The 15,949-nt window shown below is 60.6% G+C and carries 11 protein-coding genes and 1 tRNA gene; 7 read left to right on the top strand and 5 right to left on the bottom strand.

Translation table 11 applies throughout. From position 1 onward, the window contains the following. Positions 1–25 precede the first annotated feature (25 nt). The 4 genes from H8B14_RS09830 to H8B14_RS09815 all read right to left on the bottom strand — a co-directional run bounded on the left by H8B14_RS09830 (position 26) and on the right by H8B14_RS09815 (position 2,503). Positions 26–1,045 carry a glycosyltransferase family protein gene (locus H8B14_RS09830; protein WP_187315463.1) on the bottom strand — a complete coding sequence of 340 codons (1,020 nt, stop codon included), beginning with the start codon at positions 1,043–1,045 and terminating at the stop codon, positions 26–28. Positions 1,046–1,096: 51 nt separating this feature from the next. Continuing rightward, positions 1,097–1,963, bottom strand: a complete 867-nt coding sequence (locus H8B14_RS09825) for a UDP-2,3-diacylglucosamine diphosphatase (RefSeq protein ID WP_187315462.1) — start codon at positions 1,961–1,963, stop codon at positions 1,097–1,099. Beyond that, positions 1,960–2,151, bottom strand: a complete 192-nt coding sequence (locus H8B14_RS09820) for a hypothetical protein (RefSeq protein WP_187315461.1) — start codon at positions 2,149–2,151, stop codon at positions 1,960–1,962. The genes H8B14_RS09825 and H8B14_RS09820 overlap by 4 nt, the downstream gene beginning before the upstream one ends. Positions 2,152–2,427: 276 nt before the next feature. Then, positions 2,428–2,503: transfer RNA gene (locus H8B14_RS09815), tRNA-Lys, on the bottom strand. 246 nt (positions 2,504–2,749) lie between these two features. Here H8B14_RS09815 and H8B14_RS09810 point away from each other — a divergent pair. Further along, positions 2,750–3,301 carry an SH3 domain-containing protein gene (locus H8B14_RS09810; RefSeq protein ID WP_187315460.1) on the top strand — a complete coding sequence of 184 codons (552 nt, stop codon included), beginning with the start codon at positions 2,750–2,752 and terminating at the stop codon, positions 3,299–3,301. A 77-nt stretch (positions 3,302–3,378) separates the two neighbouring features. Here H8B14_RS09810 and H8B14_RS09805 read toward each other — a convergent pair whose 3' ends face one another. Continuing rightward, on the bottom strand, positions 3,379–4,185 hold the full coding sequence (locus H8B14_RS09805) for an SDR family oxidoreductase (protein WP_187315459.1): 807 nt from the start codon (positions 4,183–4,185) through the stop codon (positions 3,379–3,381). 215 nt (positions 4,186–4,400) lie between these two features. On the opposite strand from H8B14_RS09805, the gene H8B14_RS09800 reads away from it, so the two are divergent. From H8B14_RS09800 to H8B14_RS09775, 6 genes are all read left to right on the top strand, one after another. Then, the gene (locus H8B14_RS09800; RefSeq protein WP_187315458.1) at positions 4,401–6,632 is read left to right on the top strand and encodes a GEVED domain-containing protein; all 2,232 of its coding nucleotides are present in this window, start codon (positions 4,401–4,403) and stop codon (positions 6,630–6,632) included. 204 nt (positions 6,633–6,836) lie between these two features. After that, positions 6,837–12,071, top strand: a complete 5,235-nt coding sequence (locus H8B14_RS09795; RefSeq protein ID WP_187315457.1) for a T9SS type B sorting domain-containing protein — start codon at positions 6,837–6,839, stop codon at positions 12,069–12,071. Between the two features lie 240 nt (positions 12,072–12,311). Further along, the gene (gene rlmD, locus H8B14_RS09790) at positions 12,312–13,721 is read left to right on the top strand and encodes a 23S rRNA (uracil(1939)-C(5))-methyltransferase RlmD (protein ID WP_187315456.1); all 1,410 of its coding nucleotides are present in this window, start codon (positions 12,312–12,314) and stop codon (positions 13,719–13,721) included. Position 13,722: 1 nt separating this feature from the next. Beyond that, on the top strand, positions 13,723–14,286 hold the full coding sequence (locus H8B14_RS09785) for an Imm21 family immunity protein (protein WP_187315455.1): 564 nt from the start codon (positions 13,723–13,725) through the stop codon (positions 14,284–14,286). Between the two features lie 79 nt (positions 14,287–14,365). Then, positions 14,366–15,469: an acyltransferase family protein gene (locus H8B14_RS09780; protein ID WP_187315454.1), complete on the top strand. Its 1,104-nt coding sequence runs from the start codon at positions 14,366–14,368 to the stop codon at positions 15,467–15,469. An 11-nt stretch (positions 15,470–15,480) separates the two neighbouring features. Further along, a complete protein-coding gene (locus tag H8B14_RS09775) occupies positions 15,481–15,855 on the top strand; it encodes a hypothetical protein (protein WP_187315453.1) in 375 nt (124 codons plus the stop codon). Positions 15,856–15,949: the final 94 nt, after the last annotated feature.

The following is a 15,949-nucleotide window of genomic DNA, read 5'->3' as shown; positions in this document are numbered from 1 at the left end:
CCCAATGCGGTAAGTACAGCAAACGTCAGGAAACGAGCCGCGGAGAAGAAGTGGTTTGTTCGCGCAAAACCCGGTCCAGCAGCGCGGCTGTATCATCCGGGTAGTGCACCGGCACCAGCTGGCCATGCTGCAGCCAGTGGTCTAAAGCATCCAGCTGCCTGTCTTTCAGATTTTTGATAACCGGCACGCCCAACTGAGCCAGTGCGGCAGCATTGCACGCCTGCTCGTACTGGTTTTTCATGGGCACCACCAGCAGCTTTTTCCCCAGGTACAGCGCTTCGGCCGGTGTTTCGAAGCCGGCGCCGCACAGCACACCGGCACTGCGGGCCAGGCTGTGGGTGAAAGCCGCGCCACTCACGGGCAGAATGCGCACGTTGGCGTGCTCGGAAGCCTGCTGGCTGTGCTTGCTGAACACTTCCCAGCGCACGGTGCGGCTGAGGTAGCGCAGCCGCCGCACCAGCGTTTGCTCGTCGAAGGAAGGCAGATACACCGTGTAATGGCCGTCATTTTCCGGCGTCAGCTCCCGAACCTGGCGCCGAATGACGGGCGTATAGATGCCCGGCGCATAAGCCGCGAAGTGAAATCCGTATTGGGCCGTAGTGGGCGCATAATGGCGCAGCACCGTGCGCCCAAGCACATCCACCTGAGAGGGGGCCGGCGCAGCCGGATGCAACACGGCGCTCTGGTGGCTCAGGGCCACGCAGGGCTGCTCCCGCAGCCGGCACGCCCACGCCGACACCGGCTCGAAGTCACTGATAACCAGATCATATTCATTTACTGGCAGGCGCCGCGTTTCGCGCAGAAAAGAAGCGGAGTTCAGCTGCCAGAAGGTCTTCAGGAAGTCGACGCCCCCCTTTTTGCCGAACACGAACCCCATACCGTGGCACCAGTAGCGCACCGGAAACGGCAAATCGAAGGAAGGCGCGCGGCCACTCACCAGCACATCGAGCTGGGAGGCACGCTGCTGCAGAAGCGGCACAATATCGAGGGCACGGCTCAGGTGGCCGTTGCCGGTACCCTGGATGGCGTAGAGAATGCGAGGCAAAGGGGCAGCGTAAGTCGATGGATGAACGAAAGCAAACAGCGTTAAACGGCTTCAGGAGGCGGCGGGCTGCCGCATTTCGGCCAACAGATTGTCCAGCAGCTGCGCCGGGGTGGCCTCGGGCTCTTCGGCATCGGGCGTGGCCGGCTGCTGCATGCGCGGGTCATGGGCGTAGTGGTAGAGCTGCCAGCCGGTAGCGGAATCGTATTCGAGTGCCGTCAGGTTTTCCACCCAGTCCCCGGAATTCAGGTATGTCACCTCGCCATTCTCGGTGGCTATGGGCTTGAGGGCGGGCTGGTGAATGTGGCCGCAGGCCACGTAGCGGTAGCCGGCATCGGCGGCCAGCGTGGCGGCGGTTTGCTCGAAGCTGCCAATCAGGCTTACGGCGCCTTTTACCCGGTCTTTCACCGCTTTAGACAACGCCACGCGAGGACGGCCCAAACGGCTCAGCACGAAGTTTACGAGGCGGTTAAGCAAAATCAGCGCATCGTAGCCGTGGGCACCTAGGCGGGCCAGCCAGCGGGCATGGCGCATGGTCACGTCGAATACGTCGCCGTGAAACAGCCAGGTTTTGCCGTGCGGCAAATCGAGCACCAGCTTGTTGTCAAGGCGCAGGGCCCCGAGTCGGGTGCCGGCAAAGCGGCGCAACAGCTCGTCGTGGTTGCCGGTGAGGTAGTGAATGCGGGTGCCTTTGGCTAGTAGGCCAGCCAGGTGGCGCACCACCTGCATGTGGGCGGCGGGCCAGTAGTTTTTGCTGAACTGCCAGATATCGACGATGTCGCCGTTGAGCACCAGCACCCGCGGCTTCACACTTTTAAGGTAGCGCAGCAGTTCGGCAGCGTGGCAGCCGTAGGTACCCAGGTGCACGTCAGACACTACCACCACATCTACGCGGCGGCGCTTAGCAGGCGTGTTTCTCATCCGGGAAGCAAGTAGGGCCGCACCGGCGGCTGGGCCGTGATGGAAGGCCGGAAGCCCGCCCGAAACGGCGACCCCACGGCCCGGGTCAGGTGCAACAGATACAGTAGCACCAGCACCACCTGAAACAGGCCGTAGCCCAGGCCGCGCACCAGGCGGCGTACTAGCGAAGGGATACTTAAAGCGCCCATATCGACCAAGTGAAGTTATCCGCTGGCAAAGATGGGCCGATGCTATGACCTGCAGGTTATGCTCCGGTTACGCTTGCATCAACTATTCAGGCCGTGTAGGTAAACAGCCTGGTACCTTATCCGCTCGGGCGCTTACCTAATCACCTTGATGAGAAAGTAAAATTGGTTTTACCTGCGCTGCCAACCTGTTGTGCTTACGCAGCTACTAGCGCCAGATGTAGCCTTGTCAGAAAATGGCAACAAAAAAGCCTTCCTCACAAGTTGTGAAGAAGGCTTTGGTGATCCCGCTGGGATTCGAACCCAGGACCCATACATTAAAAGTGTATTGCTCTACCAGCTGAGCTACAGAATCAGTTACTTTGCACGCAAAACGCGTCTTATTTTGCTGATTGTGGCACAAAAGTAGTTGGTCGCGTTTTACTCTCCAAACGTTTTGCTGAAAAACCTCCTCCTTTTTTTTCTCTACTGGTTGCTTCTCACGCCCGGCGCCACTGCTCAGCCCGGTACCGTAGAAATACAAAAAGCTGATTCTGCTTTTGTTGCGGGGGCCTACGTTCCGGCTTTTCAGTTGTACCGGAAAGCACTGCGTGACCACAAAATGGCTTCCCCCCGCATGCTGCTGCGTATGGCTTACGTGCAGGATGGCCTGGGGCACTACCCCGCTGCGCTGTACTACCTGAGCATGGCCTACAAACGCCAGCCAAGCCTGACTACATGGCGCAAGATGGCTGCCCTCGCCCGTGACCGGCGCCTGACGGGCTACCCCGACACTTGGCGCCACGACCTGCTGCTGATTACGCAACGCTACTACTATCCCGGGCTGCAGGGCTTATTGATTGGTGCCGTGGCGGCAGGGATGCTGCTGCTAGCACGCCGCCGCCAACTCACGCGCGGCTGGTGGCTCTCATATGGCGTGTACCTGCTTTTGTCAGGTAGTTACCTGTTGTGGCTGGCTCCGGAGCGGGCGGCGCTCGTGGCCCGCCCCCGGGCCGCCCTGATGAGCGGCCCGAGTGCCGGAGCCTCCTGGCTTACCACGGCCGCCGCCGGCGACCGGCTGCTGGTGCAGGGCCGCCAGGATACCTGGTACCGTGTGCAGTGGCAGGGCCAGGATGCCTACATCCGCACTCAGGACCTGCTACTGGTGCAGTGAGGCGGTTTTTGGTGATGAGGTGATGGAGTGATGAAGTGCATGGTGATTATACTTGTCACCATGCACCGCGGTACTTTTCACTTCATACCGCCGGCTTCCTCTTTACGAAAGTGACTCAACACCAGCTTGTCGGTGAGGGATGGAAGCCACTTGTTCAGGAAAACCGTGAGCTTGCCCTGGCTGGTGAGCACCAGGTCGCGGCGGCGGTGCTGCACGGCGTGCAGGATGTGCTGTGCTACCTCTTCGCTGCTCATCATTTTCTGCTCGTCACGCGGCGACTCTCCCTGGGTTGAGCCGTCGGCGGCCAAGGCTACCTGACGGATATTGGAGGCAGTGAAGCCCGGGCAGGCCAGCAGCACATGCACGCCCTGAGGAAGCAGCTCCGTGCGCAGCGCCTCCAGAAATCCGTGCATAGCAAACTTGGAGGCTGAGTAGCCGGTCCGGCCCGGCAAGCCCCGGTAGCCCGCAATGCTGCTAATGCCTACCACCGAGCCTTTGCTGGCCAGCAGATGTGGCAAAGCGCCTTTGGTGGTGTATACAGTGCCAAAAAAGTTGGTTTGCATCAGCTGCTCTATCACCCCTAAGTCAACATCCTGAAACCGGGCGCGCATGCTGATGCCAGCGTTGTTGAGCAGCACATCAAGGCGCCCGAAAGCACCGATGGTTTCTTCCACGGCCCGCAACGCATCAGCTGCCACGCCTACATCGGCGCGCACAGTGTGGTGGCGGATGCCGAGGCGGGTTAACTCAAGGGCTGTTTCCTGAAGGCGGGCCTGGTTGCGGCCTGTTACAACCACCTGGGCTCCGGCTTGCCCGAAGGCCACGGCGCAGGCGCGCCCGATGCCGGAAGTACCGCCGGTAATCAATACTACTTTGTCTTTCATTCAAGTGTAGCCGCCGGAAATCTGCCGAGGCAGGCGGCCAGCAAAACTACCTAATTTCCGGCCTATTCATTGGCGTAAAGCGGGTTTTTGCCAGTTGCCAGCTGAAGCGTAATTAATCCCCCGCTATATTGGATTGTCGGTGTGATAAATTGTATTTTGCCTCCGCATTGTCACTACACCTACTTGTCTCTCTTTCAGCCCGCTGCTGCTTTTCTATGATTCCAACTCTACGTATTCGGCGCGGTGCGTCTGCTTTTTTTTGGGGTAGTTTGTTGCTGATGCTGCCGCTGGGCAGCGCAGCCTGGGCGCAGTGCCCGGCAGCGGCCAGTGCCTGCACGCCCGGCTCGGCGCCGGCCGCCAACTTCCCTTTCGGTATGGGGATTCTAAATGTTACGCTGGGCACTATCAACAGTACCACGGCTGGCATTCAGGATGGCTTCCGCGACTATTCCTGCACGGTAGGCACAACGCTTACGGTAGGTCAGAATTATCCCATCAGCATTCGTACCAATCCTAATGCCAACGAAAACGTACGGGTGTGGCTGGACCTCAACAACGACGGCACGCTGAACCCCACCACAGAGTTAATTTTCAGCTCTAATTCGGCGCGGGTGCATACCGGGTCTATTTCGCTGCCCACGAGCACGGTGCTGGGCACCCGCCTGCGTCTGCGCGTAGCGGCCGACTATGTGAATGTTCCGATTCCGGGGCCCTGCACCACCCCACAGTATTCGCAGACCGAGGACTATGCCGTGACGGTGCAGGCCAACGTGGCGGCGCCGATGGCCGAGTTTGTAGCCAACCAAACGCTTACCTGCACGGGCTGCGTGCAGTTCACCGACCAAAGCCAGAATGCGCCCACCAGCTGGCTCTGGAACTTCGGCGACAACACCACCAGCACCCAGCAAAGCCCCAGCCACTGCTACACCACGCCGGGCACCTACACCGTTACGCTGACGGCCACCAACGCGGCGGGCAGCAACGTGCGTACCCGCAGCAGCTACATCGTGTATGACAATGCCGTGCCGGTAGCCGCCGCCTGCACGCCGGCCACCACGGCATTCTGCTGCGGCTACGGCATCACGCAGTTCACGCTGGGTCCGCTCAGCAATACTTCCCAAAACGGGCAGGCCGGCTACGAGGACTTCACCTGCGGCAGCCGGGCGCAGTTCATTGAGGGAAACTCCTACCCCATCAGCCTTGTCACGGGCACCAATCCGCAGGATATCCGGGTGTGGCTGGACCTCAACAACGACGGCGTGTTCACTGCCAACGAGCTGCTGTATACGGCCCTGAACCGTATCAACCCCACCGGCATGGTGCAGCTTCCGGCTACGGCCCCCAAAAATGTGCCGCTACGCCTGCGCGTGCTGGCCGACTTTGTGGGCGGGGCCGCTACAGCCTGCGCTTCGCCGCAGCTGGGCCAGATTGAGGACTATACCGTGACGGTGCGCAACAACACCAACCCTCCGGTGGCGGCCTTCACCTCCAACCACGTGCCCGGCAACTGCCAGAACCCGGTGCAGTTCACCGACCAAAGCCAGAATGCGCCCACCAGCTGGCTCTGGAACTTCGGCGACAACACTACCAGCACTCAGCAGAATCCCAGCCACCAGTACGCCACCGGCGGCGCCTTTACGGTCACGCTCACCACCACCAACGCGTTTGGCGTCAATACCGTCAGCAAACCCAACGCGGTAGTGCTAATGGTGCCTTGTGTACGCTACTGCGAAGCTACGGGCACTACACCCAACATCTGGCTAACCAACGTGGCCGTCCGGCGCACCGGCGCCACCGACTTCACGAATCCCTCGGGCGCCAACGCCAGCGGCTACGGCAACTTCCTCGACAAGGTGATACCGCTCTACCAGGGCACCAATACCTTCCTGGATATGAGCGTGAATGCCAACTTCCAGCACCTGCTCTGGGCCTGGGTTGACTGGAACCGCAACGGCACATTTGAAGCCTCTGAGCTGATTACCAATACTGCCACTGCCGCCACCACCCTCACAACAGGTTTCACGGTGCCTACCAACCCTGCCTTCCGGGGCCTGACGCGCATGCGGGTGATGGTGCGCCTCAACACCCTACCGGCCCCCAACCCCTGCCAGGTCAACCAGAACAACTCAGAAACCGAGGACTACTCGGTGCTGGTGAATGGCCCCCTAAGCGCCGCCGAAGCTCGTACGCTGCCGGCGCTGAACGTATTTCCGAACCCGACCACCGATGGGCGCCTGCACCTGCGCCTGCCCGACCCGGCCGCTGCCGGCACCTATGCCGTGCGGGTGGAAAACCTGCTGGGCGCGCTGGTGCAGGAAACCAGCCTGCGCCTGAGCCCCAGCCAGGATGCCGAGCTGAACCTGGCCGGCCTGCCCCGCGGCCTGTATGTGCTGCGCCTGCAGAACGCCGACGGCCAGACCGCCGTGCGCCGCGTGCAAGTGCAATAAGCCACGTGATGAGATGATAGAGTGAGAACCTTCTTCCGAGCCTGCGAGGAATCTCGCGTGCTGATGTTGGGCGTGGCAGTATCTACCCCACTGGCGAGATTCCTCGCAGGCCCGGAATGACGTTTTCCTCATCACCTTTTTCCCTCATACCTCATTACGCCTCCCCCTGCATCCCCTCATCCCCTCATTACCTCACCACTCTATATGCGCCAACTTCTACTCCGCGTCATATGCTTTTTGCTGCTACTCATTGGCCTGAGCCCTGGCCGGGCCGTGGCGTCGCACTTGCTGGGCGGCGAAATGCGCTACCAGTATCTGGATGCTAACGGACCGGCCACGGCCCGCTACCGCTACCGCGTCACGGTGCTTGTGTATCTGAACTGGGAGTGCCCGCCAGCCGGCGGCTCGTCCAGCACCCAGTCCAATGTACCCGATGGGCGGTGCAATATTTTCCTCAATATCTACGACAAAGCCACCCGGCAACGCATTGTCAGCACCGAGGGCGCCAACACGTACCCCTGCACGCAGGTCAGCTGCTCGACGCTGCAGAACCCCATCCAGAACGACCAGCAGCAGGCCGGTACGTTCCGGCTGCCGCGCATTTCCAACCCCAGCATTACGCCGCCGCAGCCCGGCGGCTGCAGCATTCCGCCCGGCTCGGTGCCGCCGGTGCGTTTGGCCCGCTACGAGGCCGTTGTGAACCTGCCCCTGGCGTTTGATGGCTATTATGCCGTGTATACTGATGGTACGCGCAATTTCAACATCGACAACCTGCAGAACCCCAGCAACCAAAACCAGACGCTGTTTGTGGAAATGGCGCCGCCGCTGCTGCCCAACTCCTCCCCTACCTTTTCTGATACGGCCGTAGTCGTTATCTGCCAGGGCGACACCAGCATCCTCGTCAACAACGCCGTTGACCCCGACGGCGACCGGCTGATTTACTCGTTCAGCACGCCTTACAACGGCAACATGGGTGCGGCACCTACTTTCATTGCGCCGCCCAGTGTCACGTATGCCACGGCCGGCGGCTACTCGGCCACCACGCCGTTTGGTAGTGGGCCCGGCAACTACGCCTTTCTCAATGCCAGCAACGGCATCAGCCGCTACGCCACCTCCCGCGTGGGGCGCTACGTGGTGGCAGTGGAAGTAAAGGAATATCGAACCATCAACGGCGCCGAAGTGCTGATTGGTGCTACCAGGCGCGAAATCCAACTGGTGTCACGCACCTGTTCGCCCAACAACTCACCGCAGTTTACGGCCGCTACCACTTCGCAGCCGCGCCTGTTTACCGTGGAGGAAGGCCAGCCGGTCAGCTTCAACCTGGGGGCTACTGACCCCGATGGCAACCCCATTAATCTGCGCGTAAACAGCGTGCTGCTGGATGGCAGCGGCCCGTTCAACGCCACGTTTGCGGGCAGCCAGGGTACCGTGCTGCCGGGCGCCGTAACGGGCAGTGCCACCGTGCAGGGCACAGGCGCCGTCAATGGCCAGTTTGTGTTCAATACCCAGTGCGGCAACGGCCGCGCCACGCCCTACGACGTAGTGGTGACGGCCACTGATGTGGCCTGCGGAGCGAAAAGCGTGGCCGATGTTTTCCAGATTCAGGTGACAAAGGCAGTGGGCCCGACCAGCATCAGCGGCAACAGCGTTATCTGCGACCGGGCCGTCGCGCAGCAGTATACAGCGGGCGGCCCCACGGCCAGCTCCTACCGCTGGACCGCGCAGGGTGGTACCATTCAGGGGCCCGCCACCAACAATACCGTGCAGGTACTCTGGACCGGCACGGGCGCCGGCCGCCTGGTGTTGCGGGGTGTGTCGGCCTTCGGCTGCCCCACCGATTCGGTGGTGCGCATTATCGATGTGCGGCCTGCCGGCGCGCTGGCCGTCACGCCCACCAGTGCCGTTATCTGCGCGGGTGCTTCCACCACTCTCACAGCCACCGGCGGCACCACCTATACCTGGACGGCCAGCACCGGCCAGACGTTTGCCGGCAATACCATTACGGTAAGTCCTACCACTACCACCACCTATTCGGTATCGACTTCAGATGGTATCTGCACCACCACCCGCCAGGTTACCGTGACAGTAAATCCGGCGGCCGTGGCCAATGCCGGTCCTGATGCGGCCACCTGCTCCGGCACGGCCACCGTGCTCGGCTCGGCGGCGCTAACGGGCTACACGTATCAGTGGAGCCCCGCTAATGGGCTGAACAACTCCACTTCGGCCCAGCCTACGCTGGTGCTGGGCAATACTACCAATACCCCCCAAACCTACACCTACCTCGTGACGGCCACCACGGCGCAGGGCTGCGTGGCCCGCGACTCGGTGCGCGTGACCATCAACCCGGCCGCCGCCTTCACCCCGTCGCCGGACCAGGTGATTTGCTCGGGGGGCGTGGCGCTGCTGGGCTCCCCGGTAGTGCTGCCGGTTGTTGGCCCCCAGACGTATCAGTGGAGCCCGGCCACTGGGCTATCGGCCCCTACGGCTCCGGTCACGCAGGTCACGCTGACCAATTTTACCAGTGCGCCCATCATCAGCACTTACATTCTGACCGTGACTACGGCTAACGGCTGTGTGGGCCGCGACACAGTACGCGTGACGGTAAACCCAGCTGCTGTGGCCAACGCCGGCCCCGACCGGGCTACCTGCTCGGGTATATCCACTTCGATTGGCTCAGCTTCGCTCACAGGCTATAGCTACCAGTGGAGCCCGGCCGCCGGCCTGAGCAGTGCCACCGCCGCCAGCCCAACCCTCACGCTCACCAATACCACGGGCACGCCGCAGCAGCTGACCTATATCCTGACGGCCACTACGCCGCAGGGCTGTGTGGGCCGCGACACGGTACGCATTACACTCAATCCAGCCGCCGTAGCCAACGCCGGCCCCGACCGGGCCGTGTGTTCGGGCACACCTACTTCGATTGGCTCGGCTTCACTCTCCGGCTATAGTTACCAATGGAGTCCGGCTACCGGCCTGAGCAGCGCCACCGCTGCCAACCCAACGGTTACGCTCACTAATACCGGCAGCACTCCGCAGATTTTCACCTACATCGTCACGGCTACCACCGCCAACAGCTGCGTGAACCGGGACACAGTGCGCGTGACCATCAACCCGGCTGCCGTAGCCACGGCCGGCACCGACCGCGCCGTATGCTCTGGTGAAACCACCACGCTGGGCGCCGCCTCACTCGTGGGCTACACGTATCAGTGGAGCCCGGCCACCGGTTTGAGCAGCGCCACCGCGGCCAACCCAACCTTCACGCTCACCAACACCATCACCACGCCGCAGGTACTTACCTACACCGTCACGGCTACTACGGCTGAGGGCTGCGTAGCCCAGAGCACGGTGCGCGTCACGCTTAACCCGGCCGCTGTTGCCAACGCCGGCCCCGACGCCACGCTCTGTGACCGGCAAACTACCACGCTCGGCAGCGCGGCCCTCACCGGCTACCGCTACCAGTGGAGCCCGGCCGCCAACCTGAGCAGCGCCACCACGGCCCGGCCCGTTTTCACGGCCGTGAACACGACACAGGCTCCGCTCACGCTCACCTACATCGTTACGGCTACCACCGCCCAGAACTGCGTGGCCCGCGACACGGTGCGCATCCTCGTCAACCCGCGCCCGCTGCCCGACAGCATTCAAGGGTCAGCTTCGGTGTGCCCTACGGTACAAGGCGTGGCTTACAGCATCCGGGCGCCACGCTCCACGGCGTACCAGTGGCTCGTGACGGGCGGCACTATTGCCAGCGGCCAGGGCACGGCAGCCATCACCGTGAACTGGGGAGGCGCTTCCAACTCAGCCAGCGTGCAGGCCTTCCGCCGCAACGCCGAGGGTTGCTCGTCTGATACGGTGCGTTTCCCAGTGCGAATCAATCAGCAGCTCGTGACGCAGCGGCCCACCGGCCCGCTGCGCGTGTGCCTCGCCGACGGCCCGTTCACCTACCAAACCCAGCTCACCAACGGCTCCACCTACGGTTGGCAGATTGTGGGCGGTACGCAGCTCAGCACCAGCCAGAATACGGTGCAGGTGAACTTCACCCGACCCGGCATTGCCAAGCTGGTCGTGACGGAGTCCAGCAACCCGGCCGGCGGCCGCTGCCTGGGCCAGAGCGACACGCTCTACGTGACGGTGCTGCCGTCGCCGGCTTCCAATTTGGCTATTAGCGGTCCGGCCCGGGCCTGCGCCAGCCAGGGAGCAGTGCAGTTTACTTTGGCCGGCACCACCGGCTCCACCTACGCCTGGACCGTGAACGGCGCGCCGCAAACAGTTACAGCCGGCACCCTGAGCGTTCCGAGTGCCGTGGGCACTTACACCATTACGGCCCGCGAAACCAACAGCAGCTTGTGCGCCGGTCCGGTGTTCACCAAAACATTCGTAGTTGTGCCGCCGCTGGCTATTGCCGGCCCGGCCAGCTATTGCCCGGCCAGCCGCACCGGCTTGCGCTACAGTACCGCGGCTCTCAGCGGCGGCCAGTACCAGTGGACGATAACGGGCGGCACCATTACCAGCGGCCAGGGCACGCCCACCGTGACGGTGGATGTGCCGGCCGGCGCGGCCAACGCCACGCTCAGCGTTTCGGAAACCACCAGCACCGCCTGCGCCGCCACCTTCACCATTCGCCCCGACAATGCGACGGTGGCCCTGAACGTGGCTTCGGTGGACTTGCAGGATGACCGCAAAATCAACCTCGCGCTCAACGTACCCAACAACACCGGCAATGCCAACCGCGTGCAGATTCTGCGCCGCGTGGCGGGCAGCACCAGCGCCTTTGCCAACGTTGGTAATGTACCCAACACCGCCACCACCTTCGTTGATACCAGTGTAGATGCCGATGCCGCCGCCTATGAGTACCGCGTGGAGCTCACCAATGCCTGCGGCGACCTGCTGGCCAGCACTCAGCACACCACCATCCGGACCCAGGCCCTGGCCGCGGAAGGCGGCGCGGGCCGCGACGAAGGCAAGGTGACCGTAAGCTGGAACGCCTACCAGGGCTTTGCTGTGCAGCAGTACCGCCTCTATCGCCGCGCCGCCAATGGCACTGCCGAGCTGGTGCAGACCGTGGCCGGCACCGCCACCAGCGTGCAGTTGGCCACCAGCAGCGCCGGCTTCGACCAGTGCTTCCGGATTGAGGCCGTGGGGCCAGGCACGCTCACGTCCAGCTCCAACGAGGCCTGCGTGCAGTTCGCCAACGACCTGGTATTCTACAACGTGGTGACGCCCAACGGCGACAACCTCAACGACCAGTTCATCATCAAAAACGTGGAGCTCTACCCTGGCAACTCGCTGGCCATCTTCAACCGCTGGGGCAAGGAAGTCTACAAAACCAGCAGCTACCGCAACACTTTCGACGCCAGCTCCAGCCCGGCCGGCGTTTACTACTACCTGCTCACCCTGCCCGACGGCCGCTCCTTCAAAGGCTGGTTCGACGTGGTGAAATAGGAACGCGGATTTTGCTGATTAGGGCGGATTGGGCGGATTTTGAGGCCGATTAAAATTCACCTTCACGTGAATGCAAAGAGGCTTGCTGATTGGCAAGCCTCTTTTTTGTGGTCTGATTGAAGAAGCCAGGCGAGTATCGACCACAAAATCCGACCAATCCGCTAAATCCGCCTGAATCCGTGATCCACAAAATCCGATGAATCCGTCAAATCCGCTATAATCCGTGATTACCTTTGTCGGGTGAGAAAATCCGTTAAAAACATCCCGGCGGAGCTGCTCCGCGAAGTCGAAATTACCGACATGGTGGCCGAGGGCAAGTGCCTGGTGCGCCGCGAAAACCTGGTCATTTTTGTGACGCAAGTGGCCCCCGGCGACGTGGTGGACTTGCGCGTGACCAAGGCCAAAAAGAACTTCCTGGAAGCCGTGCCCACGCACTTCCACAAGTATTCGGAGCTGCGCGTGCAGCCGTTCTGCGAGCATTTCGGCACCTGCGGGGGCTGCAAGTGGCAGCACCTGGGCTATGAAACGCAACTTCGGTTCAAGCACCAGCAGGTGGCCGACACGCTGCAGCGCATCGGCAAGGTGGCCCTGCCCGAAATCCTACCGATTCAGGCCTCGCCCGACCAGACCTATTACCGCAACAAGCTGGAGTACACCTTCAGCCACAACGGCTGGCTCACCAACGAGCAAATTGCCAGCGGCCACAACTACGAGCGGCGCGTGCTGGGCTTCCATACCCCCGGCCGCTTCGATAAGATTCTCGACATCAACCACTGCTGGCTGCAGCCCGACCCCAGCAACCAGATCCGGCTGGCCGTGCGCGACTACGCCCTGGAGCACGACCTGCCCTTCAACAACCTCGTGACCCAGGAGGGCTTCCTGCGCAACCTCATCATCCGGACGGCCAACACCGGCGACCTGATGGTGATTCTGCAGTGCTACTACGCCCACGACGCGCTGATGCCGCTGCTGGACTTCCTGCACGAGCGGTTCCCGCACATCACCTCCCTCAACTACGTGCTCAACGACAAGGGCAACGAAACCTTCCACGACCTGGAGGTGGTGTGCTACAAGGGCGAGCCGCACATTCACGAGGAAATGGAAGGCCTGCGCTTCCGCGTCGGCCCGAAATCCTTCTACCAGACCAACTCCGACGGCGCCTTCAACCTCTACAAAATCACCCGCGACTTCGCCCAGCTCACCGGCTCGGAGCTGGTGTATGACCTCTACACCGGGGCCGGCACCATCGCCAACTTCGTGGCCCGGCAGGCCAAGCACGTAGTGGGCATGGAGTATGTGGAATCGGCCGTGAAGGACGCCTACATCAACTCCGAAATCAACGGCACCACCAATACCGAGTTCTACGCCGGCGACATGAAGGACGTGCTCAACGCCGAGTTCATCCAGAAGCACGGTCGCCCCGACGTAGTCATCACCGACCCGCCCCGCGCCGGCATGCACCCCGACGTAGTGGCCCGCCTCCTCGAAATGCGCGCCCCCCGCATCGTGTACGTCAGCTGCAACCCCGGCACCCAGGCCCGCGACCTGGAGCTGCTGGATGAAGCCTACCAAGTGGTGAAAGTGCAGCCGGTGGATATGTTCCCCCACACCCATCACGTGGAGAATGTGGTGCTGCTGGAGTTGCGGTAATGTGGCCGCAGAGTTGAATTGGATTACGGCGGTAAATAGCGGGGTTCCACTTCTGTTATGCCCAGCAGAACTAGCACCACTATGGGAGGAAATAGATCATCCCACTAATGGGCGAGTTGTAAAATCAACCTTTAGATTTTCGTCGGAATCTGGTGTTGCTACCGATTATGATCGAGCATGCGAAGTTGCCAAGGATTATGCGCAGACAATTAGCATAGGTGAAGGCCATGCGCTGTTGTTAGGTGATGAAATTCCTTTTGCAACTTGGATTGCATCGGAGAGTTTCATTGGCGGTTACATCGTAATTCCTTACACCTTTTCTGACGAAGAACCTGATTATTCTATTATAGCTAAAGAAATACCATCCACTGAATTTTCCGACACTTTCATACATATTACAGCCAGTGAATCCGGCTTAGTTCTTTTTCCCTCAACTGATAAAGTAAAAGGTGAAGATTCTCTTGAGATAGAATGTTTGCCTGGTTCTTATACTATATCAATTGCCTTCCACATAACGGATGATATTGAAATCAGAATTTTCAAAGTAGAACAGGTAGCAACATGATGAATTACATCAACGCTTCTGAACTGAATGGCAAATACCTCGGCCTCATCACCAATCAAGCAACTTTACTCTTCCGCGGATGAATAGACTTTACTACCTAGATAGTGTAAGAGGCCTAGCGGCCTTTGCGGTAATCGTCTATCATTTCGTGGGCTGGCGCTGGGCGGAAACACTTGGGTTCAAGCTCACCTCTATTGTGTTCAATGGCAGCGATGCTGTTTCGCTGTTCTTTGTGCTGAGCGGGCTAGTCCTTTCCTGGAAATACTTTGAGCCTGATACCTCCCTCACAATTGATGCGGCGCATTACCGGCATTTTGCCATCACTCGCACAATCCGGCTTTATATCCCATTTCTGGTGGCGCTGGCCGGCTACTATTTCTACGGGCACCGCCACGAGCCAGTGCGTCAACTGGTTAGCGAGTTTATTACCAACAAGCACCTCTGGTTTGAAGAGGCCCTACTTATCCGGGGCAAGCACGACCTGTACGGCCCATCGTGGACGCTGGAAGTGGAAATGGCCGCTTCGCTGTTTGTGCCGTTGCTGGCGCTGCTGCTACGCTACAGCCGTCAACTGTTCCGGTACGTTATCATCGGCATCCTGATTTTCGGTTCCTCAGTCATCTTCTGGGAACTGTTCCACTTCTGCCTGGGCATGCTGCTGACGTACTATTTCCGCCGTATTGCCACCTACGATACGCGGCAGGCCTGGTGGCACCCCTACCGATTTGGCATCTATCTGCTTGTGGCCGTGCTGTTTTCCTTGCGGCATATCACGCGCATCTATCCACTAGGCAGCAACACCACGTACTGGCTGGGGCTGCTGCGGATTGACATGTTCCAGTTTAGCGGGGTTGCCGCCGCGTTGCTGCTCGCCTATATCATCAACAGCCCCCGTTGCCAGCGGCTGCTGGAGAGTCGGCCGTTGTTGTTTCTGGGGCGCATTTCCTACAGCGTCTATCTGCTGCACTGGTTTTTCGTGGTGTACACCATGGACCATTGGGACAAGCTAACCGCGAGGATTCCGAATGGCAACGTGGCCTTCATAGTTCTGCTGCTGGCCGTAATTGGGGCTACCTTGCTGGCAGCGGCGGTTTTCCACAGGTTCGTGGAGCGCCCGTCTATCCGGCTGGGCAAGCGCCTCGCCGACCGGCTCGTTCCGCAGCCGATAGCCGTACCCAACTGACTACCTGACTTATGGATTACACCAACGACCCCGAACTGAACGGCAAATACCTCGGCACCATCACCAAGGACTTTGCTACCGTTTCCGATACGCTGAGCGAGGCTTCCTCACAGATCCGCAAGCGGGATATTTCCAAGTATCCCATCTTTGTGTTTGCCCGCCAGGAGGTGCCGCTGGGCGGCCTGCTCATCAACGCCGACGAGCTGAACCTGGAGTGGCACGTATTTGCCAGCTACCTGGAGCTGTTTGTGCAGCAAGGCATCGTCGGCCAGGATGGCATCGAAGCCTTCCAAAGCACCTACCGCGACGCCGACGAGTACTGCTGCCTGTTCGTCCTCGATAAGGAGTTCACCAACTTCGTCTACATCCCCTACCCGGAGGACTAATCACGGATTGCCGCGGATTTTTCACGGATTGCACGGATTTTGTGGACAATTCAAATTTGTGGACGATTCAAAATAGAAAGAGGCTTGCCGAGTG

It is taken from the genome of Hymenobacter puniceus (genome assembly GCF_014333525.1).
Lineage (GTDB): Bacteria > Bacteroidota > Bacteroidia > Cytophagales > Hymenobacteraceae > Hymenobacter.
Note: the sequence above shows the minus strand (reverse complement) of the source record. Positions and strands in the feature narration are given on the sequence as shown.